A 22049-nucleotide genomic window follows, 5' to 3' on the forward strand; every position below is an offset into this window, starting at 1 on the left:
CTGCCCGCGGCGAACGCCGCGAGCCTCGCCGTCGCCGCGGCCGCGCCCGGCGGCGACGAGCCCGACCGAGCCGCGATCGAAGCGGCGATCGAACGCGCCGGCGGCGTGCTGGCGCAGGCCGCCGGCGAACTCGGGCTGTCGCGACAGGCGCTGTACCGGCGCCTGGACCGGCTCGGCATCAAACGCGACTGAGGAGAGCGAGCATGCGTCGCCTGCCCTTGAGTCTGGCCTTCGGCGCGCTCGCGCTGGCCTATCTGGCCGTGGGCGCGGCGGCGGCCTTGTGGCTGGCGGATTATCTCTCGCCGCGCTGGCTGGCGCTGCCGATCGTGATCGCGGCGCTGGCGCCGCTGCTGCTGTACCACGTCGCGCGCCTGTTCGCGCCGATGAACTCGCTGTTCCGCGCCCTGGCCGGCTCGGTGGCGAGCTATCGCGACGGCGATTATTCCTTCAGCTTCAACTGGAGCGGCAAGGGCGACCTGGGCGAACTGGTCGCCAGCCACAACCGGCTCGGCGACACCTTGCGCGAGCAGCGCCTGAACCTGGTCCAGCGCGAGCTGCTGCTCGACACGATGGTGCAGAACACGCCGGTGGCGATGCTGCTGGTGGATCCGGCGCGGCGCGTGGTGCTGGGCAACCTGGCCGCGCGCAAGATGCTCGGCGAAGGCCGGCGCCTGGAAGGCCAGGACTTCGCCGAGATCATGCGCGCCGCGCCCGCGCCGATGCGCGAGGCGTTCGAGCGCGGCGGCGACGGCATGTTCAGCGTGGGCGACGTCGAGAATGAGGAGATCTACCACCTTTCGCGCCGCATCTTCCGCCTCAACGGCCGCGCCCACGAACTGGTGCTGCTGCGCCAGCTCACCGCCGAGCTGCGCCGGCAGGAAGTGCAGACCTGGAAGAAGGTGATCCGGGTCATCAGCCACGAGCTCAACAACTCGCTCGCGCCGATCGCTTCGCTCGCCCACTCCGGCGCCGAACTGCTGCGCCGCGGCCAGTACGAACGCCTGCCGACCGCGCTCAACACCATCGAGGAGCGCGCGCGCCACCTGGAAGGCTTCATCCGCGACTACGCGCGCTTCGCCAAGCTGCCGGCGCCGCGCCTGCAGCCGGTGGAATGGTCGCGCTTCATCCAGCAACTGCGCAGCCAGGTCGAGTTCGGCTACGACGGCGTGTCCGCCGACGCGATCGGCCGGGTCGATGCGGCGCAGCTGGAGCAGAGCCTGATCAACCTGCTCAAGAACGCGCACGAATCCGGCTCGCCGCCGCAGGAGGTTCGGCTGCAGCTGCGGCGCGCGCAGGATGCCTGGCGCATCGACGTGCTCGACCGCGGCACCGGCATGAACGACGCGGTGCTGGCCAACGCGCTGCTGCCGTTCTATTCGACCAAGCGCAACGGCACCGGCCTGGGCCTGGCGCTGGCGCGCGAGATCGCCGAAGCGCACGGCGGCCGCATCGCATTGCTGAACCGCGAAGGCGGCGGGCTGTGCGTGTCGATGGTGCTGCCGGACTGAATCGCCGCGCCGCGCGCGGCCCATTGCGCGGCGAACGTTCGCGCGGCGTTTTTCCGACTCGTTTCTCACTCGCCCGATTCGCGAACGCGCGCATGTTATTCGCGCGCCGCTTGACCCAGGCTTGCGCGGCGAACCGCATCGCATCGCGCGCGAAACCGACGACGCCCGCCGTAGGGTGATCCGCCTCCTGGTTCGTTTCTAGCCAGGACGCGCGCGGCCGATCGCGTTCGCGCACGCCAAATCGAGCTGATTTTCCAACTATTGGAAGAGGAGATTCGCCAATGCTTCGTCAACCTACGCTTTTGGCTTTCGGTCTAATGGCATTTATCGCGAGTTTCGCCGCATCCGCGCGCAACGTCGTATTTCTGAACAATCCTTCGCCGCAGGACGTGAAGGACATCGGCCATTACGTGGTTACGAGCACCGGCAAGCCGTTCTTCTCCGACCTGGTGCTGTTCGCCGCCAACATCAACGGCAGCACGCCGAATACGCCGGTGCTGTACTACAACGCGGAGATGACCGCGATCTTGAAGAACAACATCGACGCGGTGCGGCAGTTGCAGAACAAGGGCATCAAGGTGCAGATCTCGTACCTGGGCAACCATCAGAACGCCGGCTGGTCGTGCAACATGACCTCGGCCACCGCGACCAAGCTGGCCAACGCGATGGTGGCGGACGTGGTGAAGTACGGCCTCGACGGCATCAGCGTCGACGACGAGTACTCCACCTGTTCGGGCAGCGCCAGCTCGTTCTACGCGGTGCTCAAGGCGATCCGCGCCAACACCTACTTCACCGGCAAGACGCTGAGCAAGGCGCTGTGGTCGGATTCGAGCTATTTCCGCGCGCCGTACAACGCGGCCAACCAGCTCACCGAAGGCTACGAGATGACCTACGGCGGCAGCGTCAGCTACCTGACCCCGTACGTGGGCTACGGCATGGCCAAGAGCAATCTGTTCCTCGGCATCTCGCCGGAATTCAGCTCGGCCTCGCAGGCCGGCACCATCGCCAAGAGCGTCGCCGACAACGGCTATCAGGGCGTGATGATCTGGGCGCCGAACGCCTTCCTCAACACCACCACCGCGGCGCAGTACTACACCGCCATCGTCAAGTCGCAGGCCGGCTCGACCGAATCGGTGCAGTACGTGCCCTGAGCGCGGAGCGCATACGCGGGACGGCGCAGCGCCGTCCCGCGTCGTGCGACCTAAACGCGGAGACCCGGGGCCGCGGACGGCTGGGTTTCAGTCGCACGGATCGGCAAGCGCAGGGGCTTGCCGATCCGCGTATCGAACGCGGCGCGCGATGCGCGCCGCCGCTCACTTCTCCGCCGGCGTTTTCTTGACCGGCCGCTTCCAGCCTTCCACCGTGGTCTGGCGCGCGCGGCCCAGGGTCAGCTCGCCCGCCGGCGCCGGCCGGGTGATGACCGAGCCGGCGGCGATGGTCGCGTTCCTGCCGATGGTCACCGGCGCCACCAGCGACGAGTTGGAACCGATGAAGGCGCCGTCCTCGATCGTGGTGACCGATTTGTTGACCCCGTCGTAGTTGCAGGTGATGGTGCCTGCGCCGACGTTGACGCCCGCGCCGATGACCGCGTCGCCCAGGTAGGTCAGGTGGTTGGCCTTGCTGCCCACGCCCAGGCGCACGTTCTTGGTCTCAACAAAGTTGCCCACGTGGGCGCCGTCGGCGAGCACCGTGCCCGGACGCAGGCGCGAGTACGGGCCGATCTGCGCCGCGCCCTCGACCACCACGCCGTCGAGGTCGCAGTGCGCGCGCACTTCGGTGCCCGCGCCCAGGCGCACGTCCTTGAGCCGGCAGAACGGGCCGATGCGCACGCCGTCGCCGAGCTCGACCGTGCCTTCCAGGACCGCGTCGACGTCGATCTCGACATCGCGCCCCACCGTCACCGTGCCGCGCTGGTCGTAGCGCGACGGGTCGGCCAGGCGCGCGCCCTGCGCGCACAGCGCGCGCGCGGCGCGGCGCTGGAACGCGCGCTCGAGCTGGGCCAGCTGCCACGGGTCGTTGGCGCCTTCGACTTCGATGGGATCTTCCACATGCACCATCTCCGCCGGGCTGTACTCGGCCGCGGCCGCGGCGAACACGTCGGTGAGGTAGTACTCGCCCTGGGCGTTGTCGTTGCCGAGCCGCTCCAGCCAGCGCCGCAGCGGTTCGCCGTCGGCGACCAGGATGCCGGTGTTGATGGTGCGGATCGCGCGCTGCTCCTCGTCGGCGTCCTTGTGCTCGACGATGCGGCCGACCCGGCCTTCGGGATCGCGCACGATGCGGCCGTAGCCGGTGGGATCGTCCATGTCGGCGACCAGCACCGCCAGCCGGCCGGGCGCGTCGAGCAGGCGCTGCAGGGTCGCCGCCTGGATCAGCGGCACGTCGCCGTACAGCACCAGCACCCGCGCGTCCTGCGGCACGCCCGGCATCGCCTGCTGCACGGCGTGGCCGGTGCCCAGGCGCTGTTCCTGCTCGGCCCAGCTCAGGTCGTCCTGGCCCTGGAACGCGGCGCGGACCTGCTCGCCGCCGTGGCCGTAGACCAGATGGATGCCGGCCGGACGCAACGCGCGCGCGGTGTCGATCACGTGGGCCAGCATCGGCCGCCCGGCGATCTTCTGCAGGACCTTGGCGGTCGCCGACTTCATCCGCTTGCCCTCGCCGGCGGCGAGAATCACGATGTGCAACTGGTTCATCGACTCATGAGCCATGTACGAAACCTTCCTGACCTGTTCGGTGCTTGACGTGGGCCCCCCGTCGGGTCCGAATCTTAGCAATTGCCCACGCAAGGACTCTGCATGCCCGCTGAGCGCACCCCCTGGCGGACCGCCGCACTGGCCGCCCTATTCTTCATCGCCGTGGCGGTGATCGCACTGCGCCAGGACGCGAACTGGGATCTGCGCAACTATCACCTGTACACCCCGCTGGCCTGGCTGGACGGCCGGCTGGCCCAGGACATCGCCCCGGCCCAGCTGCAGACCTGGCACAACCCGACCGTCGACATCCCGTTCGCGCTGATGGTCCGCGCCGGCCTGGGCGGGCTGCCGATCACCCTGTGGCTGGCCATTCCCAGCCTGCTGGCGCTGTATTTCGCCCTGCGCCTGCTCGACACCCTGATGCCGGCCCAGCGCAGCCGCGCGCGCACCTGGATCGCCGGCTTCGTGATCATGACCGGCGCGGCGATGTACCCGGGCACGGCGGCGACCTTCAACGACCACATCGTCGGCATGTTCGTGCTCGGCGCGCTGCTGTGGTGGGCGCAGTCGCAGGGCCGGCGCGGGCCGTTCGCGACCTGGCTGCCGGTCGGGCTGCTGGCCGGCGCGGCGGCCGGGTTCAAGCTCACCGGGGTGACCTACTGCGTGGGCTTCATCGCCGCGGCGCTGGTCGCCGGCCCGCTGCGGCAACTGCCCGCGCGCATCCTCGCGCTGGCGATCGGCGGCGGCGTCGCGGTGGCGGTGTGCTGGGGGCCGTGGGGCTGGTACGTGTGGAAGCTGCACGCCAATCCGCTGTTCCCCTACTTCAACCAGTGGTTCCTGTCGCCGGACACCATCGCCGACTCGTGGCGCGACGCGCGCTACGTGCCGCGCAGCCCGATCGATCTGTTCGACCCGCCGCTGCAGCTGCTGCGCCGCAGCCGCCACTATTCCGAGCCGCTGCTGGCCGATCCGCGCCTGCTGCTGGGCCTGTGCGCGCTGGGCGCGTGGCTGTGGCTGCTGCGGCCCGGCGCGCGCGCGGCGGCGCCGGCCGCCGGTACGGCCACGGACACGGCCGCCGATCCCGCAGCCTCCGCGGCGCAAGCGAACGCCGTCGCGCTGCGCTGGCCGCTGCTGGCCTTCGTCGCGGTCAGCTACTTCGCCTGGGCCGGCGTGTACGGCATCTACCGCTATCTGCTGCCGCTGGAAGTGCTGTGCTCGCTGCTGATCGTCGGCGCGGTGTCGATGCTGTTCGCGCACAAGCGGCCGGTGCTGGCGATGCTCGCGGCGATGGCGCTGGTGGTGGTTCCGACCAAGCACCCCAACTGGGGCCGCGACCCGTTCCGCACGCCGATGATCGCGGTGAAATACCCGCCGCTGCCGGCCGGCAGCGTGGTCCTGACCAGCACCGAGCGCCCCATCGCCTACGCCGTCGCCTTCCTGCCGCGCGACGTGCCGGCGATGGCCGTGCGCAACAATTTCATGGATCCGCAACGCTGCGCCGGCCTGCAGGAGCGGGTCGAACGCACCGTCGCCAGCCATCCCGGCCCGCTGTGGCTGCTGCGCCCGGTCCGTCCCGACGCGCCCGCCGGCGAGCGCATCGCGCTGTACGGGCTCAGCGTGTCCGGCGCCTGCACCCTGCTCGACGACAATCTGGGCGATCTGGAGCTGTGCCCGCTGGCACGGGCGCCGTTCGCGCCGATTTGCGTCAAGGCGGCGGCGCAATAGACCACGCCGACGCAGTGGCAATGGCCGTTCGCGGCCGTCGAACCGGGCTGGGGCGTACGCCTCAGCGGCCGTCGCCGCGATGCACGACCTGGTCGGTGATCAGGCGAAGGATCTCGTTCGAGCGCCGGTTGACCGTGTCCAGGATCAATCCGGTCGCCAGCAGGATGAACGCGGTCAACGCCAGGGCCGCGGCCAGCACCGCGGTCGAGGGATGGGTGACCGCGCCGGTGCCGCTGAATTCGTGGATCACTACCGCGCCGAAGCCGAGGCTGGCCGCGCCGGCCAGCGCCGCGGCGGTGCCGAAGAACAGCAGCGGGCGCAGGTCCTTGTACAGGAAGCCGATGGTGCGCATCACGCGGAAGCCGTCGCGGAAAGTGTTGAGCTTGGATTCGCTTCCTTCCGGACGCACGCCGTAAGGCACGGTGCGTTCGGTCAATACGAAGGCGTTGGCCATCGCGAACACGGTCATCTCGGTTTCGATTTCGAAACCGCGCGACAGCACCGGCATGGATTTGACGAAGCGGCGCGAGAACGCGCGGTAGCCCGACAGCACGTCGCGCACCGGCTGGCCGAACAAACGGCCGATGCTCCAGCGCACCAGCTTGTTGCCGAAACCGTGGAAACGGCGGAACGAGCCGGTGTCGTGCTGCTCCAGGCGGGTGCCGACCACCATGTCGGCATGCCCTTCGATCACGTCCTGCATCAGCGCGCGCGCGTGTTCGGCCGGATAGGTGTCGTCGCCGTCCACCATCAGGTACACATCGGCCTCGACCTCGCGGAACATCGTCCGCACCACGTTGCCCTTGCCCTTGGCCGGCACCCGGTGCACGCGCGCGCCGGCCTGCCGCGCCAGTTCGGCCGTGCCGTCGGTGCTGGCGTTGTCGAACACCCAAATCTCCGCCTCGGGCAGGGCGCGGCGGAAATCGGCGACCACCTTGGCCACCGTATGCGCTTCGTTGTAGCAAGGGATCAGTACCGCGCTGCGCACCGATGCGCTCCGAACTTTCTGGAATGGCGCGATGGTACAGCCTGGGCTGCGGCCCGTCTGGCTAGAATGCGCCCATGCCCGCCCCCGCCCCGTCCGTCGTATCCCCCGCCACGCGCCGTCGCCGGTGGCATCCATGAGCCTGACCCGCCAGGGCCGCAACTTCCTCATCGTCGGCGGCATCCAGTACGTCGTCGACTGGGGCGTCATGGTCGCGCTGAGCCACCTGGGCATGCCGGTGGAGGCCGCCAACCTGGCCGGCCGGGTCAGCGGCGCGCTGCTGGGGTTCTGGCTCAACGGCCGCTTCACCTTCGCCGACGCGGAATCGCCCTCGCTGGGCCGGCGCCAGTTCGCCCGCTTCATCGCCATGTGGCTAGGCACCACCGTGCTCAGCACCGCTGCGATCAGCGCGGTCAACGCCTACGCCGGCCTGCAGTGGACCTGGCTGGCCAAGCCGGCGATCGAACTGGTGCTGGCGGCGCTGAGCTTCACCGTCTCGCGCTACTGGGTGTATCGGCGCTGAGGCCGCCGCAGCGAGCGGAAATCGCGGACGCCGCGCTCGCACGCAACCTGCGCGCAAAAACAAAAACGCCGGCGCGAGGCCGGCGTTTTCGCATCCCGGCGCGATGGGCGCCGGAGGATCGCGACTCAGTGCTTCATGTTCTTGCGCAGGCGCTCCAGCGCCTGCAGCTGCGCCATCGCTTCGGCCAGCTTGGCCTGGGCTTCGGCGACGTCCATCTGCGGGCCGCGGTTGGCCAGCGCGCGCTCGGCTTCTTCCTTGGCCGCGCGCACGGCGGCTTCGTCGATGTCCTGGGCGCGGATCGCGGTGTCGGCCAGCACGGTCACGACCTGCGGCTGCACCTCGAGGATGCCGCCGGAGACCGCGAAGTCGAGCTGCTCGCCGCTGGGCAGGGTCACCACGACCTTGCCCGGCTTGAGCCGGGTGATCAGCGGCGCATGGCGCGGCGCGACGCCGAGTTCGCCGATCTCGCCGGTGGCGACCAGCAGCGTCGCCTCGCCGTGGAAGATTTCTTCCTCGGCGCTGACGATGTCGCAACGGAAGGTGGAGGCCATGTCGTTCTCGTTCGGGTTAGTGAAGCGGGGAAGGAAAAGCGGGGCTTGGAAGCGGGGTTGGGGAACTGTTGCTACGCAGGCGCGGGGATCGACCGGAACCGAAACACTCCAGTTCCCTCATCCCCCATCCCTAATCCCGCTTCTGCTCCACTCAGCCCACACCCATCTTCTTGGCCTTCTCGGCGGCCTCTTCGATGCCGCCGACCATGTAGAACGCCTGCTCCGGCAGGTGGTCGTAGTCGCCGTCGCAGATGCCCTTGAAGCCGCGGATGGTGTCCTTCAGCGACACGTACTTGCCCGGCGCGCCGGTGAACACTTCGGCGACGTGGAACGGCTGCGAGAAGAAGCGCTCGATCTTGCGCGCGCGGGCCACGGCGGTCTTGTCTTCTTCCGACAGCTCGTCCATGCCCAGGATCGCGATGATGTCCTTGAGCTCCTTGTACTTCTGCAAGGTGGCCTGGACGCGGCGCGCGGTGTCGTAGTGCTCGGCGCCGACCACGTTCGGGTCGAGCTGGCGCGAGGTCGAGTCGAGCGGGTCGACCGCCGGGTAGATGCCGAGCGCGGCGATGTTTCGGCTCAACACGACGGTGGCGTCGAGGTGGGCGAAGGTGGTCGCCGGCGACGGGTCGGTCAGGTCGTCCGCGGGCACGTACACGGCCTGGATCGAGGTGATCGAACCGGTCTTGGTCGAGGTGATGCGCTCCTGCAGCACGCCCATTTCCTCGGCGAGCGTGGGCTGGTAGCCCACCGCCGACGGCATGCGGCCCAGCAGCGCCGACACTTCGGTGCCGGCCAGGGTGTAGCGGTAGATGTTGTCGACGAAGAACAGCACGTCGCGGCCCTTGCCGTTGGCGTCCTTCTCGTCGCGGAAGTATTCGGCCATGGTCAGGCCGGTCAGCGCCACGCGCAGACGGTTGCCCGGCGGCTCGTTCATCTGGCCGTACACCATCGCCACCTTCGACTTCGACAGGTCGTCCTGCACGATGACGTTGGCGTCGGACATCTCGTGGTAGAAGTCGTTGCCCTCGCGGGTACGCTCGCCCACGCCGGCGAACACCGACAGGCCGGCGTGCTCGGTCGCGATGTTGTTGATCAGCTCGAGCATGTTCACGGTCTTGCCCACGCCGGCGCCGCCGAACAGGCCGACCTTGCCGCCCTTGGCGAACGGGCACATCAGGTCGATGACCTTGATGCCGGTTTCCAGCAGCTCGTTGCCCGAGGACTGCTCGTCGTAGGCCGGAGCGGAGCGGTGGATTTCCCAATGCACGTCGCTCTCGACCGGGCCGCGCTCGTCGATCGGCTCGCCGAGCACGTTCATGATGCGGCCCAGGGTCGCGGTGCCGACCGGCACGGCCACGGCGCGGCCGGTGTTAGTCGCGATCAGGTTGCGCTTGAGGCCGTCGGTGGAGCCCAGCGCGATCGCGCGGACGATGCCGTCGCCGAGCTGCTGCTGCACTTCGAGCGTGATGGCGGTGTTCTCGACCTTCAGCGCGTCGTACACCTTCGGCACCGACTCGCGCGGAAACTCGATGTCGACGACCGCGCCGATGATCTGAACGATCTTGCCCTGGTTGCCCTGGCTGCTCATCTTGGATTCCTCAGTAACTTTCAAATGCTGCTCGTGGTCGCAGGCCGCAGGCCGCGCCCACCGGATGGGTTAGACCGCGGCGGCGCCGCCGACGATTTCGGAGATTTCCTGGGTGATCGCCGCCTGACGGGCCTTGTTGTAGACCAGGTTCAAGGTGCCGATCAGCTTGGTGGCGTTGTCGCTCGCCGACTTCATCGCGACCATGCGCGCGGCATGCTCGGACGCCACGTTCTCCAGCACCGCCTGGTACACCAGCGACTCGATGTAGCGGGTCAGCACGTGGTCGAGCACGGTCTGCGCATCGGGTTCGTAGATGTAGTCCCAGTCGTGCTTGGCGACCTGGGTTTCCGGCGCCGGCAGCGGCAGCAGCTGATCGAACGCCGCGCGCTGGGTCATGGTGTTGACGAAGTCGTTGTAGCAGACGAACACGCGGTCCACGGTGCCGGCGCTGTAGGCGTCGAGCACGACCTTGATCACGCCGATCAGCTGCTCCAGGTGCGGCTGGTCGCCCAGGTGGGTGACCGAAGCGAGCATGTTGACCTTGATCCGGCGGAAGAACACCGAAGCCTTCTGGCCGATGGTGACCACGTCGACCTCGACGCCCTGCTCCTGCCACTTGCGGAACTCGCCGAGCAGCTTGCGGAACAGGTTGTTGTTGAGGCCGCCGGCCAGGCCGCGGTCGGACGACACGATCACGTAGCCGACCCGCTTCACGTCCTTGCGCTCGACCATGTACGGATGCCGGTAATCGGAATTGGCCTGGGCCAGGTGTCCGATCACCTGCTTGATCACGCGCGCGTACGGGCGCGAGGTCTTCATCCGATCCTGCGCCTTGCGGATCTTGGAAGCCGAGACCATTTCCAGCGCGCGGGTCACCTTGCGGGTGTTCTGCACGCTCTTGATCTTGGTTTTGATTTCGCGTCCGCCTGCCATCTCTCGCTCGCTTTGTTCGCTTTAGGGGGTTAGGGGTTGAGAAGCGGGGTTGGGGAACCGGAGATTCGCGGGGAACCCGAAGGTCGCGTCGACCCCGCAGTTCCCTGACCCCGACTCCCTGATCCCGCTCTTGCAGCCCTTACCAGGTCCCGGTCTGCTTGAACTCTTCGATGCCCTTCTTGAAGGCGCCTTCGATCTCGTCGTCCCAACCGCCGGTGCTGTTGATCTTCTCGACCAAGGCGCCCTGGGTGTTGAGGAAGTGACCGTGCAGCGCGTCTTCGAAAGCGCCGATCTTGGCCACCGGCACGTCGTCCATGTAGCCCTTGTCCACGGCGTAGATCGACAGCGCCTGCAGCGCGATCGACATCGGCGCGTACTGCTTCTGCTTCATCAGCTCGGTGACGCGCTGGCCGCGCTCGAGCTGCTTGCGGGTGGCTTCGTCGAGGTCCGAGGCGAACTGGGCGAACGCCGCCAGCTCGCGGTACTGGGCCAGGGCGATACGGATGCCGCCGGACAGCTTCTTGATGATCTTGGTCTGGGCCGAGCCGCCCACGCGCGACACCGAGATGCCGGCGTTGACCGCCGGGCGGATGCCGGCGTTGAACAGGTCGGTTTCCAGGAAGATCTGGCCGTCGGTGATCGAAATCACGTTGGTCGGCACGAACGCCGAGACGTCGCCGGCCTGGGTTTCGATGATCGGCAGCGCGGTCAGCGAACCGGTCTTGCCCTTGACTTCGCCGTTGGTGAACTTCTCGACGTAATCGGCGTTCACGCGCGCGGCGCGCTCAAGCAGGCGGCTGTGCAGGTAGAACACGTCGCCCGGGTAGGCTTCGCGGCCCGGCGGACGGCGCAGCAGCAACGAGATCTGGCGGTAGGCCACGGCCTGCTTGGACAGATCGTCGTACACGATCAGCGCGTCTTCGCCGCGGTCGAGGAAGAACTCGCCCATGGTGCAGCCCGAGTAGGCGCTGATGTACTGCATCGCGGCCGATTCGGAGGCGGTGGCGGCAACCACGATGGTGTGGGCCAGCGCGCCGTTCTCTTCCAGCTTGCGCACCACGTTGGCGATCGAGGAGGCCTTCTGGCCGATCGCGACGTAGATGCACTTAATGCCGGTGCCCTTCTGGTTGATGATGGCGTCGATGGCCATCGCGGTCTTGCCGGTCTGGCGGTCGCCGATGATCAGCTCGCGCTGGCCGCGGCCGATCGGGATCATCGAGTCGACCGACTTGTAGCCGGTCTGCACCGGCTGGTCGACCGACTTGCGCCACAGCACGCCCGGGGCGACGCGCTCCACTGGAGCGGTCAGGGTGGCGCCGATCGGGCCCTTGCCATCGATCGGCTCGCCCAGCGCGTTGACCACGCGGCCCAACAGCTCGCGGCCGATCGGCACTTCCAGGATGCGGCCGGTGGTCTTGGCCACGTCGCCTTCGCGCAGGTGCTCGTAGTCGCCCAGGACCACGGCGCCGACCGAGTCGCGCTCCAGGTTCAGCGCCAGGGCGAAGGTGTTGTTCGGCAGTTCGATCATTTCGCCCTGCATCACGTCGGCCAGGCCGTGGATGCGCACGATGCCGTCGGACACCGAGGTCACGGTGCCTTCGTTGCGCGCTTCGGCGGCCAGCTTGACCTTCTCGATGCGGGTCTTGATCAGTTCGCTGATTTCGGACGGGTTGAGCTGGGTGCTTGCCATTGTCGTTTCCTTGGTCCTGCATCGCGACGAAGCGACGCGCGGGTGCTTTCTTTTAAACGGGAGCCGGGGATCGCAGGTCGGGAGTCGGAAGCGCGGCGCTTCGACGATTCCCTGTTGCCGATGCCCCGTTCCCGGCTTTAACCGGCCAGCGCCGTCTGCAGGCGCGCCAGCTTGCCCTTGAGCGAGCCGTCGATCACCACTTCGCCGGCGTCGATCACCGCGCCGCCGATCAGCGAGGCGTCGACGGCCGTTTCGATCTCGACCTGGCGGCCGAAGCGCTTGACCAGCGCGGCCTTGATCGAATCGAGTTCGGCCGCCGGCAGATCGCTGGCGGAGGTGACCTTGGCCTTGACCACACGGTCGGCGTCGGCGCGCAATTCCTCGAACAGGCCGGCGATTTCCGGCAGCAGGGCGAGGCGGCGGTTGTCCGCGAGCAGGGTCAGGAACCGCTGCACGGACTCGTCCGCGCCGTCGATCGCGACCAGGGCGACCGCGTCGTTGGCGCTCAGGCGCGGATGGCCGAGCACCGACTGCACTTGCGGATCGGCGGCGACGCGCGCCGAGAAGGCGAGCGCGTGCGACCAGTCGGCGGTGCGGCCGGCGTCGCGCGCCAGCGCGAACGCGGCGCGGGCATACGGTCGGGCGAGGGTGAGGTTCTGGCTCATCGCGTGGGGCGTTCCGGTCAGATTTCCGCGGCCAGCTCGTCGAGCAGCGCCTTGTGGGCGTTGGCGTCGATTTCGCGCTTGAGCAGCTTCTCGGCGCCGGTGACGGCCAGCGCGGACACCTGCTTGCGCAGATCCTCGCGAGCGCGGTCGGCGGCGGCGGCGATTTCGGCGTCGGCCAGCGCCTTCAGGCGCGTGCCTTCGACCATCGCGTCGGTCTTGGCCTGGTCGACGATCTGGTTGGCGCGCGAATGCGCCTGCTCGACCACTTCGTTGGCCTTGACGCGCGCTTCGCGCACGATTTCATCCGCCTGCGCGCGCGCCTGCTGGATGAGCACCTCAGCGCCTTCGGCGTTCGCCAGACCCTGGGCAATCTTTTGTTGCCGTTCTTCGATCGCCTTGTTCAGGGGCGGCCAAATGAACTTCATCGTGAACCAGATGAGGATCGCGAACGTGATCATCTGGCCGAAGAAGGTCATGTTGATATTCATGACAGCTCCGATGGGACGCTGCGGGCGCTACGGCCCGGGAGAACCGTCCGCTCGCGCGGACGGCTCGGACTGCTCGCTGAGCGAGGATCAGCCGGCGGCGCCGGCAGCCTGCAGGGCGCCCAGCAGCGGGTTGCCGAAGGCGAACAGCAAGCCGACGGCCAGCGCGATGATGAACGCCGCGTCGATCAGGCCGGCCAGCAGGAACATGCGGCCCTGCAGCATCGGCACCAGTTCCGGCTGACGCGCGGCCGACTCAAGGAACTTCGAGCCCATCAGCGCGATGCCGAGGCAAGCGCCGATCGCGCCGAGGCCGACCATGATGCCGATCGCGATAGCGGTCAGGCCCTGCACATTGGCGATGAATTCCATGGTTTTCTCCTACTGAAACGTTGGTTTTGGCTAAAGGAAAGGGTGAAACACGCAAGAACTGAAAGGTGGAACCCGGGTCAATGACTCTCGTACGCGCCGGCGATGTAGACGACGGTGAGGATCATGAAGATGAAGGCCTGCAGCAGCACGATGAGGATGTGGAACAGCGCCCAGGCGATGTTGAAGATCACGCCGGGCAGGAACATCAGCAGGCTGCCGCCGAGCAGGCCGGCGATGAGCATGAACACCAGCTCGCCGCCGTACATGTTGCCGAACAGTCGCATCGCCAGGCTGACCGGCTTGACCAGGTACTCGATGACGTTGAGACCCAGGTTGGCCGGAGCGAGCGCGATCTTGGCGCCGGTGCCGTGAGCGTGGAAGGGCGCCGTCAGCAGCTCCTTGCCGAAGCCCAGGCCGCCCTTGGCCTTGACCGAGTGATAGAGGATCAGGAAGAACACGGTGGTCGACAGCGCCAGCGTCGTGTTCAGGTCCGCGGTGGGAACCCAGCGGAAGTAGGTGTGGTGCGCGACTTCGGCGCCGGCGGTGGTCTTGACAACCCAGCCCGGCAGGTCGAGCGGCAGCAGGTCCATGCCGTTCATCAGCACGACCCAGACGAAGATCGTCAGCGCCAGCGGCGTCAGCGAGCTGCGATCGCCGTGGAAGCTGTCCTTCACCTGGTTGTCGATGAACTCCAGGATCAGCTCGACGAACGCCTGGCCCTTCGACGGCACGCCGGAGGTGGCCTTGCGCGCGAAGAAGCCGAACCAGGTAATGAAGATCAAACCCAGGATCAGAGAAACGACCCAAGTGTCGATGTGAAAAGCACCGCCGCCCAGCGAGATGGTGTTCTGCTGGAGGTGATGCTGGATGTATTCGTTCAGGCCGCCCGAACCGGTCTGTTCACTCACGAAAGACACCTATCGTTTCAAAAGATTGGCCAGTGCGAACGCCAGCGTCGCCGCCGACAGACTCACCAGCATTGGCAGGGGAGGCAGACGCCACACGGCCATTCCCAGGCCGAGCACCGTCAATACCGCCACCCATTTGAATATGACTCCGAGCAACAACCGCCCGATCGCCGATCCGGCCGGTTGCACGCCGCCCCCCAACGCCATCCTGGCGGCCGCGAGATTGCCGGCCACCGCTGCGCCTCCTCCCACCGCGGCCGCCAACGCGGACGGCGCACCGAGGGAGTAGAAGGCCAGCGCGGTCAGCGCCGTCGCGCCGGCTTGCCAAGCAATCGCGCGCGACGCCAGCCGGCGGCCTGCGGACAAAGGATCGTGCACGCGGGTCTCGTCGGTCTGGGGTTGGCGCAAAGCGCCCGGTAGAGCCGCAAAAGTATAGAACGTGGGCGACTTTGCGGCAACCGGCGGCAGTCACAGCCGTCACAGCCCTGCCATAGGCGGCGTGTTGGACGGCGATGGCGGCGGCGGGCTGCGCGTTCACGCCGCCGACTATGCGGCCAAGCGCTAGTGCGTTGAATTACCTGGGAGGTAAGCCCCGGCGCGCGCACCGGCGCAAAGATAGGCCAGAACTATGAAAGCGGTCGCATCTGTCGATTTGCTTTTATCTGTAATCGGCGTATTTTGAGAATCATTCTCATTTGAGGCCTGCGCCATGAGCAAGACCCTGAGCTTCGCCGGCGTCCACTTCACCGTCGCCTTCCTGGTCGGCTACCTGATGACCGGCAGCATCTGGGTCGGCGGCGCGCTGGCCCTGGTCGAGCCGGCCTGCAACACCGTGGCCTTCCACCTGCACGAGAAGGTCTGGAAGCGCATCGAACAACGCCGCGCCGCAGCCGCGGCCGCCGCGAGCGGCGACGGCCATCTGGCGACGTGATCGAAAATCTTTGACGAACTGCGGAACCTTCGCGCGCCGCACCGGTCAGTATCTGCGAACGCCCGCCGCCACTCTCTCCTCGTCAATGGCAAAGCAGCGGCGGGCACCCCGAAGCCCCGGCACCACCCGCCGGGGCTTCGCCTTTCTGCGGCGGGCAGCTATCGACGACACGCGTCACAGTTTTTTGTTCAGGACTTTGCGTGTTCGGTCATCGCGGTTTTTTTCACGGTTACTCCACCTGAACGACGGCATCCATGTACGCACCAGTACACGAATGTGCTGTCTTCCCCCCGTATCCGGAGTGATCTCGTGACCAACCGATTCCTGCCGTTGACGCTGGCGCTGCTCGCCGCCAGCGCCGCGTACGCCCTGCCCGCGCACGCTGAAGACGACCGATTCACCATTCGCCTGGGCGCCATGTCGGTCGACACCAGCGGCGAATTCACCGCCGGCACCACCTTCCGCGGCAATCCCTACGAATTCAGCCAGGACTTCGATTTCGGCAGCAAGGAAACCGTGCCGCGCCTGGAAGGCCAGTTCAAGTTCGGCGACCGCCATCGCCTGCTGTTCAATTACTGGGGCTACGACAAGAGCAAGACCGCGCGCCTGACCCAGGACGTGTCCTTCGACGACACCACCATCCCCGCCGGCAGCTTCGCCCGCGCCAAGACCAAGTTCGAACTGGCCAGCGCGATGTACGACTACGCGGTGGTGGAAACCGACACGGTCAGCTGGGGCCTGCAGATCGGCGTGGAGTACGCCAAGATCGAAGGCAAGCTGCGCGCCCAGGCCGGCACAGCGAACTACAACGGCAGCCGCAGCGAAGACGGCTACGCGCCGGTGGTCGGCAGCCGCCTGACCTTGTCGCCCAACGAGCATTGGCGCTTCGTCGTGCAAGGCCAGTATCTCGACGCCGGCTGGGGCGACTTCGGCGACTACAAGGGCGACATCAGCCGCGCCAACGCGCTGGCCGAGTACCGCTTCACCGAGAACGTCGGCGTGTTCGTCGGCTACGACTGGTTCAAGATCAACGCCAAGCGCAGCCGCGACAACGTCGAGGTCGGCCTCGACCAGCGCTTCAAGGGCCCGATGGCGGGCGTGACGTTCTCGTTCTGATCGCTGCGCGCCGCGGACAAGACGAAGGCCTTCGGCCCGGCGCGCACGCCGCTCAGATCGCGGTGACCTGAGCGGGGCGCGCCGGGCCCGAAGGCCTTTGCTTGCGCGACGCAGCGCGTCGCGGCTTATTTCTTCTTCGGGATGTACAGATCGGTGATGGTGCCGTCGAACACTTCGGCGGCCATGCCGACCGACTCGCTCAGGGTCGGGTGCGGGTGGATGGTGTGGCCGATGTCGGCGACCTCGCACCCCATCTCGATCGCCAGCGCCACTTCGGAAATCAAGTCGCCGGCGTGCACGCCGACGATGCCGCCGCCGACGATGCGATGGCTGGCTTCGTCGAAGATCAGCTTGGTGAAGCCCTCGGTGCGGCCGATGCCGATGGCGCGGCCGCTGGCCGCCCACGGGAACTTGCCGACGCCGACCTTGAGGCCCTTGGCCTTGGCTTCGGTCTCGGTGACGCCGACCCAGGCGATTTCCGGGTCGGTGTAGGCCACCGACGGAATCACCCGCGCGACCCACTCCTTCTTCTCGCCCGCGGCCACCTCGGCGGCGAGCTTGCCTTCGTGGGTGGCCTTGTGCGCGAGCATCGGATTACCGACCAGGTCGCCGATGGCGAAGATGTGCGCGACGTTGGTGCGCATCTGCCGGTCGACCGGGATGAAGCCGCGCTCGGTCACCTGCACGCCGGCCTTGTCGGCGCCGATCTTGGCGCCGTTGGGCGCGCGGCCCACCGCGACCAGCACGCGGTCGTACATGCCCGATTCCAGCGCCGGCGTCTTGCCGGCTTCGGCGCTTTCGAACGAGACCTTGATGCCTTCCTTGAGCGCTTCGGTGGAAGCGGCCTTGGTCTTGAGGTGCACGGCCACGCCCTGCTTCTTCAGGCGGTCGGCGAGTGGCTTGACCAGATCCGGGTCGGCGCCCGGCATCAGTTGGTCCAGGAATTCGACCACGGTGACTTCGCTGCCCAGCGCGCGGTACACGGTGGCCATTTCCAGGCCGATGATGCCGCCGCCGACGACCAGCAACTTCTTCGGCACGTCGGCCAGTTCCAGCGCGTCGGTGGAGTCCATCACCCGCTTGTCGTCCCACGGGAAATTGCCGAGCTTCACCGCCTGCGAGCCGGCGGCGATGATGCATTGCTCGAAGCGGATCAGCTGGACGCCGTTCTCGCCTTCGACTTCGAGTTCGTTCGGCGACACGAAGCGGCCGGTGCCGACCACGGTGCGCACCTTGCGCTGCTTGGCCATGCCGGCCAGCCCCTTGGTCAGCTGGCCGACGACTTTTTCCTTGTACTTGCGCAGCGCGTCGAGATCGATCGTCGGCTTGCCGAAGCTGACGCCGTAGTCGCTGGCGTGTTCGGCCTCGTCGATGACCGCGGCGGCGTGCAGCAGCGCCTTGGACGGAATGCAGCCGACGTTGAGGCAGACGCCGCCGAGGCTGGCGTAGCGTTCGACCAAGACGGTGTCCAGGCCGAGGTCGGCGGCGCGGAACGCGGCGGTGTAGCCGCCGGGGCCGGAGCCGAGCACGAGCATGCGGCATTCGATATCGGCCTTGCGGCCGCTGGCTGCGGCGGCGGTCGGCGCGGGCTTGGACGGCGCTGCAGAATCGCTCCTTCCCGCGCTTGCGGGGGAAGGCTGGGAGGGGGGCGCGCCGGCCGTCGCGCCCTCACCCGCCGCGCTGCGCGCGGCGACCTCTCCCGCAGGCGGGAGAGGTGCTTTGGCGCCGCTTGCACCGGCGCCGGCGCCCTCGGCTTCCAGGATCGCGATCACCGCGCCCTCGGACACCTTGTCGCCGACCTTGACGCTGATCGACTTGACCACGCCGTCGGCCGAGGACGGCACTTCCATCGTCGCCTTGTCCGATTCGAGCGTGACCAGGCCCTGGTCCTTCTTGACCGTGTCGCCGACCGCGACCAGCAACTCGATGACCGGTACGTCGTCGTAGTCGCCGATGTCGGGAACCTTCACTTCGATGCTGTTGGCCATGACGCGGCAATCCTCTTGAAAAGCTTCGCTGGCGCGCGCGTGGGGCGCGCGCGGTGGGGGCGCACGGCCGGGCCATGCGTGGCGTCCGCCGCGGCGGACGCCGGAACAACGCCGGTGCGCGCGGGCGTCGCCGCCGCGCGCGCCGGCTCGGTTACGGTGCGGGCGCGGCCTGCAGCTGGCGTTCGAGTTCGTCCAGCGATTCGCCCAGCGCGCGCCAGCGGCGCTCGCGCTTGCTGGCGCTTTCGTTGGCCGCCTCGGTCAGCAGCGAGGCCTGCTCCATCAGGGTTTCGCCGACGCCGCAACCGGGCCGCGCGCCGCTCACGCGCAGGCCGTCGACCACGAACAGCAGTTGCTCGCTGTCGCGGAACTCGGCCGCCTTGTCGGCCGGCACGGCCTGTTCGAGCGCGCGCTTCCAGCCGGCGACCAGGCGCTGGGCCAGCGCGGCCGGGATCGGCGCTTCCTCGTTGTCCACGTCCTGATCGATGCGCAGCTCCAGCGCGCCGCCGCCGCGCGAGCGGTTCCAGGACTGCACGCGTTCGTTGGGCACGGCGTGGCGCAGGGTCCAGTCGGCATCGGCGGCCGCGCCGGGAATCAGCAGCAGGCCGCTCTCGGTGCCGCGGGTCGGCAGCAGGGTCAGGCTCAGGCGCGGCTCGGCCTTGGCGGCGAGCAGTTGTTCCACGGCCGAGCCGTGGTTCTCGGTCGCCGGCGGCCAGCCGCGGCCGAGCGGCAGCGTGCAGCCGTCGGCGGCCTGCGCCAGCGGCGCGGCGAGCAGGGCGGCCAGGCCGAACCGGGCCAGACGGTGGGAGACACGAACACGACGCGGGTGACGGCTCATCGAAAAGAAGATTCCTGGTGGCGGACGGCGAAGCGAACCGGGCGGCGGCCGCGCGGCGGCGCGCCGGACGGCCGCGCGCGGCGGCCGCCCCGGGAGTTACAGCAGCGAGCGGCGCATATCGGCGAGCAACTGCGCCAGATACGCGGTGAAGCGCGCCGCCGCGGCGCCGTCGATGACGCGGTGGTCGTAGGACAGCGACAGCGGCAGGATCAGGCGCGGCGCGAACTGCTTGCCGTCCCACACCGGCTTGGTCGCCGACTTGGACACGCCCAGGATCGCCACTTCCGGCGCGTTGACGATCGGCGTGAACGCGGTGCCGCCGATGCCGCCGAGCGAACTGATCGAGAAGCAGCCGCCGCTCATGTCGGCCGGTCCGAGCTTGCCTTCGCGCGCCTTGGCCGCCAGTTCGCCGGTTTCGCGCGCGATCTGCAGCACGCCCTTCTTGTCGACGTCGCGCACCACCGGCACCACCAGGCCGTTCGGGGTGTCGGCGGCGAAGCCGATGTGGAAATACTTCTTCAGCGTGAGGTTCTCGCCGCTGGCGTCGAGCGAGGCGTTGAAGGTCGGGAACTTCTGCAGCGCGTTGACCGAGGCCTTCATCAGGAACGCGAGCATGGTCAGCTTGATGCCGGCCTTTTCGTTCTCCTTGTTGAGCGCCACGCGCAGCGCTTCCAGGTCGGTGATGTCGGCGTCGTCGTGCTGGGTGACGTGCGGGATCATCGCCCAGTTGCGCGCCAGGTTGGCGCCGGAGAGCTTCTGGATGCGGGTCAGCGGCTTGGTCTCGACCTCGCCGAACTTGCTGAAGTCGACCTTCGGCCACGGCAGCAGGTTGAGGCCGCCGCCGAGCGCCGGCGCGGCGCCGGCCGCGGCCGGTGCGGCGACGCTGCCCTGCATGACGCCCTTGACGAAGGACTGCACGTCTTCCTTGCTGATCCGGCCGCCGCGCGCGCTGCCGGTCACGCGCATCAGGTCGACGCCGAGCTCGCGCGCGAACAGGCGCACCGCCGGGCTGGCGTAGGGCACCTTGTCGGGCATCAGTTCTTCGGCGGTGAAGGCCACCGGCGGGGTGCGCGGCGGCAGCGCTTCGGGGTCGGTGCCGGCGGGGGCGTTGGGGAGCGCGGCCGGGGCCTGCGCTTCGGGCTTGGGCGCTTCGGCCTTCGGCGCGGGGGCGGGTTCGCTCTTGGCGGGGGCCGGGGCTTCGGCCTTGGCGGGGGCGGCGGGTTTGGCGGCGGGGGCGGCGTCTTGGGGCGGCGCTGGCGCCTGCTTTTCGTCCCCTTCGGTCGGCTCGATCAGCGCCACCACGCTGCCTTCGGCCAGCTCGTCGCCGATCTTGACCTTGAGTTCGCGCACGATCCCGGCGAACGGCGCCGGCACTTCCATCGTGGCCTTGTCGGACTCCAGCGTGACCAGGCCCTGGTCCTGGGTCACCGTGTCGCCGACCGCGACCAACAGTTCGATGACGGGCACGCCGTCGTAGTCGCCGATGTCGGGGACGCGAGCTTCCTTCAGATCAGCCATGTTCGTGGGGCTCCGCAAATGCGCGAAAACCCTATTGTGGCGTGTGCGGGCGGTGGCGCCAACCGCAGCGCGGCCGGTGCAGTACTAAAGGCCTAAGCGGCACAGCCGTTGCGCCGTCCGGGTTTGCGTACGCCTCAGTACTGAGCGCGGCGCCGGGTCCGCCGCGGCTCGTCGCAGCTGCGCGTCGGGCGCGGCTCAGCGCTTGCCGTCGCGCGGCGCGGCGGGTTCGGGCTTGAACTCGACCCGGATCAGGTCCAGCGCGCGCCCGTCGAAACGGTAGGACAGTGCGTTCTCCAGCGCGTCGAGGTCGAGCATGCGCCGGCACAGCCGGTCGCTGCGGCGCTCCAGCGCGTCGGCGCGCGGCTGCACCGCGGCTTCGATCTGGGCGTCGAGGTTGTCCAGCTGCTGGAAGCGCTGGGCGTCGCCGCTGAGCGCGGCGCTGACCGCGCCGCCGACCAGGTCGCCGATCACCAGCGGCACCGCCTCGCCGACCGCCTTGCCGATGCCGTCGCCGAGCAGCTTGCCGCTGAAGCGGGTCGGGCCGATCGCGTCGCGCAGGCTGGCGTCGAGCTGTTTGCGCGCCTGCGCGACCTTGGCCTGGGTGCGGTCGGGGTGGTTGCCGAGCTTGGCCGCGACCTCGCCCAGCGCGACCAGGGCGATGTCGGCGGCCTCGCGGGCGATGGCCTGGGTCTCGGGCATGGCCGCGCGCGCGCCGCGTTCGAACTCGGCCAGGCGGCGCGAGTCGTCGGCGCTGAGCGCGACCCAGCGGTCGTCGACGAACAGCCGGCCCTGGCGCATCACCAGCGCCTTGGGCTCGCCGTCCTGGCGGGTCAGGATCAGGCTGCGTTGGTTGAGGGTGAGCTGATAGGGGCTGTCGATCTCGCAGCGCCCTTCGACCCTGACATCGGCGAAGGCGGCGCCGCAGGCGAGCGTCGCGGCGGCGGCGGCCACGAGGCGGGACGGCAGGCGGAAGGGCGGTCGGGACGGCATCGTCGGGTCCTGGACGGTGGAATGGCCCCAGCTTGCGGCCGGCGCCGC

The 22049-nt window shown here is 68.4% G+C and carries 22 protein-coding genes; 7 read left to right on the forward strand and 15 right to left on the reverse strand.

The window, feature by feature from the left end:
* The 3 genes from A7A76_RS11890 to A7A76_RS11900 all read left to right on the forward strand — a co-directional run.
* A partial coding sequence (locus tag A7A76_RS11890; RefSeq protein WP_241200889.1) for a helix-turn-helix domain-containing protein occupies window positions 1-192 on the forward strand: 192 nt, incomplete at its 5' end.
* Window positions 193-203: 11 nt separating this feature from the next.
* On the forward strand, window positions 204-1508 hold the full coding sequence (locus tag A7A76_RS11895) for a sensor histidine kinase (protein WP_206411384.1): 1305 nt from the start codon (window positions 204-206) through the stop codon (window positions 1506-1508).
* Between the two features lie 317 nt (window positions 1509-1825).
* Window positions 1826-2659 carry a glycosyl hydrolase family 18 protein gene (locus A7A76_RS11900; protein ID WP_206411385.1) on the forward strand — a complete coding sequence of 278 codons (834 nt, stop codon included), beginning with the start codon at window positions 1826-1828 and terminating at the stop codon, window positions 2657-2659.
* Between the two features lie 162 nt (window positions 2660-2821).
* On the opposite strand, the gene glmU is transcribed toward A7A76_RS11900, so the two are convergent.
* Entirely contained in the window at window positions 2822-4198 is a 1377-nt protein-coding gene (glmU, locus tag A7A76_RS11905; protein WP_206411413.1) for a bifunctional UDP-N-acetylglucosamine diphosphorylase/glucosamine-1-phosphate N-acetyltransferase GlmU, read from the reverse strand.
* A 102-nt stretch (window positions 4199-4300) separates the two neighbouring features.
* On the opposite strand from glmU, the gene A7A76_RS11910 reads away from it, so the two are divergent.
* The gene (locus A7A76_RS11910) at window positions 4301-5923 is read left to right on the forward strand and encodes a hypothetical protein (RefSeq protein ID WP_206411386.1); all 1623 of its coding nucleotides are present in this window, start codon (window positions 4301-4303) and stop codon (window positions 5921-5923) included.
* Window positions 5924-5984: 61 nt separating this feature from the next.
* Here A7A76_RS11910 and A7A76_RS11915 read toward each other — a convergent pair whose 3' ends face one another.
* Window positions 5985-6911, reverse strand: a complete 927-nt coding sequence (locus tag A7A76_RS11915; RefSeq protein WP_206411387.1) for a glycosyltransferase — start codon at window positions 6909-6911, stop codon at window positions 5985-5987.
* A 133-nt stretch (window positions 6912-7044) separates the two neighbouring features.
* On the opposite strand from A7A76_RS11915, the gene A7A76_RS11920 reads away from it, so the two are divergent.
* On the forward strand, window positions 7045-7431 hold the full coding sequence (locus tag A7A76_RS11920) for a GtrA family protein (protein ID WP_206411388.1): 387 nt from the start codon (window positions 7045-7047) through the stop codon (window positions 7429-7431).
* A gap of 125 nt (window positions 7432-7556) precedes the next feature.
* Here A7A76_RS11920 and A7A76_RS11925 read toward each other — a convergent pair whose 3' ends face one another.
* From A7A76_RS11925 to A7A76_RS11965, 9 genes are all read right to left on the reverse strand, one after another.
* Window positions 7557-7982, reverse strand: a complete 426-nt coding sequence (locus tag A7A76_RS11925; RefSeq protein ID WP_206411389.1) for a F0F1 ATP synthase subunit epsilon — start codon at window positions 7980-7982, stop codon at window positions 7557-7559.
* 151 nt (window positions 7983-8133) lie between these two features.
* Window positions 8134-9570, reverse strand: a complete 1437-nt coding sequence (gene atpD / locus A7A76_RS11930; RefSeq protein ID WP_206411390.1) for a F0F1 ATP synthase subunit beta — start codon at window positions 9568-9570, stop codon at window positions 8134-8136.
* Window positions 9571-9639: 69 nt separating this feature from the next.
* Entirely contained in the window at window positions 9640-10503 is an 864-nt protein-coding gene (gene atpG / locus A7A76_RS11935) for a F0F1 ATP synthase subunit gamma (protein WP_074873523.1), read from the reverse strand.
* 139 nt (window positions 10504-10642) lie between these two features.
* Entirely contained in the window at window positions 10643-12193 is a 1551-nt protein-coding gene (gene atpA, locus A7A76_RS11940; RefSeq protein WP_206411391.1) for a F0F1 ATP synthase subunit alpha, read from the reverse strand.
* 137 nt (window positions 12194-12330) lie between these two features.
* Complete coding sequence (locus A7A76_RS11945; RefSeq protein ID WP_206411392.1) at window positions 12331-12858, reverse strand: F0F1 ATP synthase subunit delta; 528 nt, start codon at window positions 12856-12858, stop codon at window positions 12331-12333.
* Window positions 12859-12875: 17 nt separating this feature from the next.
* Entirely contained in the window at window positions 12876-13346 is a 471-nt protein-coding gene (locus A7A76_RS11950; RefSeq protein WP_057946214.1) for a F0F1 ATP synthase subunit B, read from the reverse strand.
* A gap of 87 nt (window positions 13347-13433) precedes the next feature.
* A complete protein-coding gene (atpE, locus tag A7A76_RS11955; protein WP_057946213.1) occupies window positions 13434-13715 on the reverse strand; it encodes a F0F1 ATP synthase subunit C in 282 nt (93 codons plus the stop codon).
* Between the two features lie 77 nt (window positions 13716-13792).
* The gene (gene atpB, locus A7A76_RS11960; protein ID WP_206411393.1) at window positions 13793-14623 is read right to left on the reverse strand and encodes a F0F1 ATP synthase subunit A; all 831 of its coding nucleotides are present in this window, start codon (window positions 14621-14623) and stop codon (window positions 13793-13795) included.
* Window positions 14624-14632: 9 nt separating this feature from the next.
* Window positions 14633-15001 carry a hypothetical protein gene (locus A7A76_RS11965; protein ID WP_232518355.1) on the reverse strand — a complete coding sequence of 123 codons (369 nt, stop codon included), beginning with the start codon at window positions 14999-15001 and terminating at the stop codon, window positions 14633-14635.
* Between the two features lie 331 nt (window positions 15002-15332).
* Between A7A76_RS11965 and A7A76_RS11970 the strand changes: the two genes are divergently transcribed.
* Both A7A76_RS11970 and A7A76_RS11975 read left to right on the forward strand, forming a co-directional pair.
* Window positions 15333-15554, forward strand: coding sequence for a DUF2061 domain-containing protein (locus A7A76_RS11970; RefSeq protein WP_206411394.1), 222 nt, complete (start codon window positions 15333-15335; stop codon window positions 15552-15554).
* A gap of 309 nt (window positions 15555-15863) precedes the next feature.
* The gene (locus A7A76_RS11975) at window positions 15864-16670 is read left to right on the forward strand and encodes a hypothetical protein (protein WP_343225323.1); all 807 of its coding nucleotides are present in this window, start codon (window positions 15864-15866) and stop codon (window positions 16668-16670) included.
* 125 nt (window positions 16671-16795) lie between these two features.
* On the opposite strand, the gene lpdA is transcribed toward A7A76_RS11975, so the two are convergent.
* The 4 genes from lpdA to A7A76_RS11995 all read right to left on the reverse strand — a co-directional run bounded on the left by lpdA (window position 16796) and on the right by A7A76_RS11995 (window position 22001).
* Window positions 16796-18658, reverse strand: a complete 1863-nt coding sequence (gene lpdA, locus A7A76_RS11980) for a dihydrolipoyl dehydrogenase (RefSeq protein WP_206411395.1) — start codon at window positions 18656-18658, stop codon at window positions 16796-16798.
* Between the two features lie 151 nt (window positions 18659-18809).
* Window positions 18810-19493 carry a hypothetical protein gene (locus tag A7A76_RS11985; protein ID WP_206411396.1) on the reverse strand — a complete coding sequence of 228 codons (684 nt, stop codon included), beginning with the start codon at window positions 19491-19493 and terminating at the stop codon, window positions 18810-18812.
* A gap of 96 nt (window positions 19494-19589) precedes the next feature.
* Window positions 19590-21011, reverse strand: coding sequence for a dihydrolipoyllysine-residue acetyltransferase (locus tag A7A76_RS11990; RefSeq protein ID WP_206411397.1), 1422 nt, complete (start codon window positions 21009-21011; stop codon window positions 19590-19592).
* Between the two features lie 195 nt (window positions 21012-21206).
* Window positions 21207-22001 (reverse strand): DUF2884 family protein, encoded by a 795-nt coding sequence (locus A7A76_RS11995; protein ID WP_206411398.1) that lies wholly within the window; start codon window positions 21999-22001, stop codon window positions 21207-21209.
* Window positions 22002-22049: the final 48 nt, after the last annotated feature.

Origin of the sequence: Lysobacter enzymogenes (assembly GCF_017168095.1) — a bacterium.
Lineage (GTDB): Bacteria > Pseudomonadota > Gammaproteobacteria > Xanthomonadales > Xanthomonadaceae > Lysobacter > Lysobacter enzymogenes_D.

Excerpts from the sequence above, each read along its gene's own strand:
- atpD (WP_206411390.1), bottom strand. The coding sequence starts at position 9,570 with ATGAGCAGCCAGGGCAACCAGGGCAAGATCGTTCAGATCATCGGCGCG.
- A7A76_RS11895 (WP_206411384.1), top strand. The coding sequence starts at position 204 with ATGCGTCGCCTGCCCTTGAGTCTGGCCTTCGGCGCGCTCGCGCTGGCC.
- A7A76_RS11995 (WP_206411398.1), bottom strand. The coding sequence starts at position 22,001 with ATGCCGTCCCGACCGCCCTTCCGCCTGCCGTCCCGCCTCGTGGCCGCC.
- A7A76_RS11990 (WP_206411397.1), bottom strand. The coding sequence starts at position 21,011 with ATGGCTGATCTGAAGGAAGCTCGCGTCCCCGACATCGGCGACTACGAC.
- A7A76_RS11945 (WP_206411392.1), bottom strand. The coding sequence starts at position 12,858 with ATGAGCCAGAACCTCACCCTCGCCCGACCGTATGCCCGCGCCGCGTTC.
- A7A76_RS11910 (WP_206411386.1), top strand. The coding sequence starts at position 4,301 with ATGCCCGCTGAGCGCACCCCCTGGCGGACCGCCGCACTGGCCGCCCTA.
- A7A76_RS11900 (WP_206411385.1), top strand. The coding sequence starts at position 1,826 with ATGGCATTTATCGCGAGTTTCGCCGCATCCGCGCGCAACGTCGTATTT.
- A7A76_RS11985 (WP_206411396.1), bottom strand. The coding sequence starts at position 19,493 with ATGAGCCGTCACCCGCGTCGTGTTCGTGTCTCCCACCGTCTGGCCCGG.
- A7A76_RS11970 (WP_206411394.1), top strand. The coding sequence starts at position 15,333 with ATGAGCAAGACCCTGAGCTTCGCCGGCGTCCACTTCACCGTCGCCTTC.
- glmU (WP_206411413.1), bottom strand. The coding sequence starts at position 4,198 with ATGAACCAGTTGCACATCGTGATTCTCGCCGCCGGCGAGGGCAAGCGG.
- atpG (WP_074873523.1), bottom strand. The coding sequence starts at position 10,503 with ATGGCAGGCGGACGCGAAATCAAAACCAAGATCAAGAGCGTGCAGAAC.
- A7A76_RS11920 (WP_206411388.1), top strand. The coding sequence starts at position 7,045 with ATGAGCCTGACCCGCCAGGGCCGCAACTTCCTCATCGTCGGCGGCATC.
- lpdA (WP_206411395.1), bottom strand. The coding sequence starts at position 18,658 with ATGGCCAACAGCATCGAAGTGAAGGTTCCCGACATCGGCGACTACGAC.
- A7A76_RS11950 (WP_057946214.1), bottom strand. The coding sequence starts at position 13,346 with ATGAATATCAACATGACCTTCTTCGGCCAGATGATCACGTTCGCGATC.
- atpE (WP_057946213.1), bottom strand. The coding sequence starts at position 13,715 with ATGGAATTCATCGCCAATGTGCAGGGCCTGACCGCTATCGCGATCGGC.
- A7A76_RS11925 (WP_206411389.1), bottom strand. The coding sequence starts at position 7,982 with ATGGCCTCCACCTTCCGTTGCGACATCGTCAGCGCCGAGGAAGAAATC.
- atpA (WP_206411391.1), bottom strand. The coding sequence starts at position 12,193 with ATGGCAAGCACCCAGCTCAACCCGTCCGAAATCAGCGAACTGATCAAG.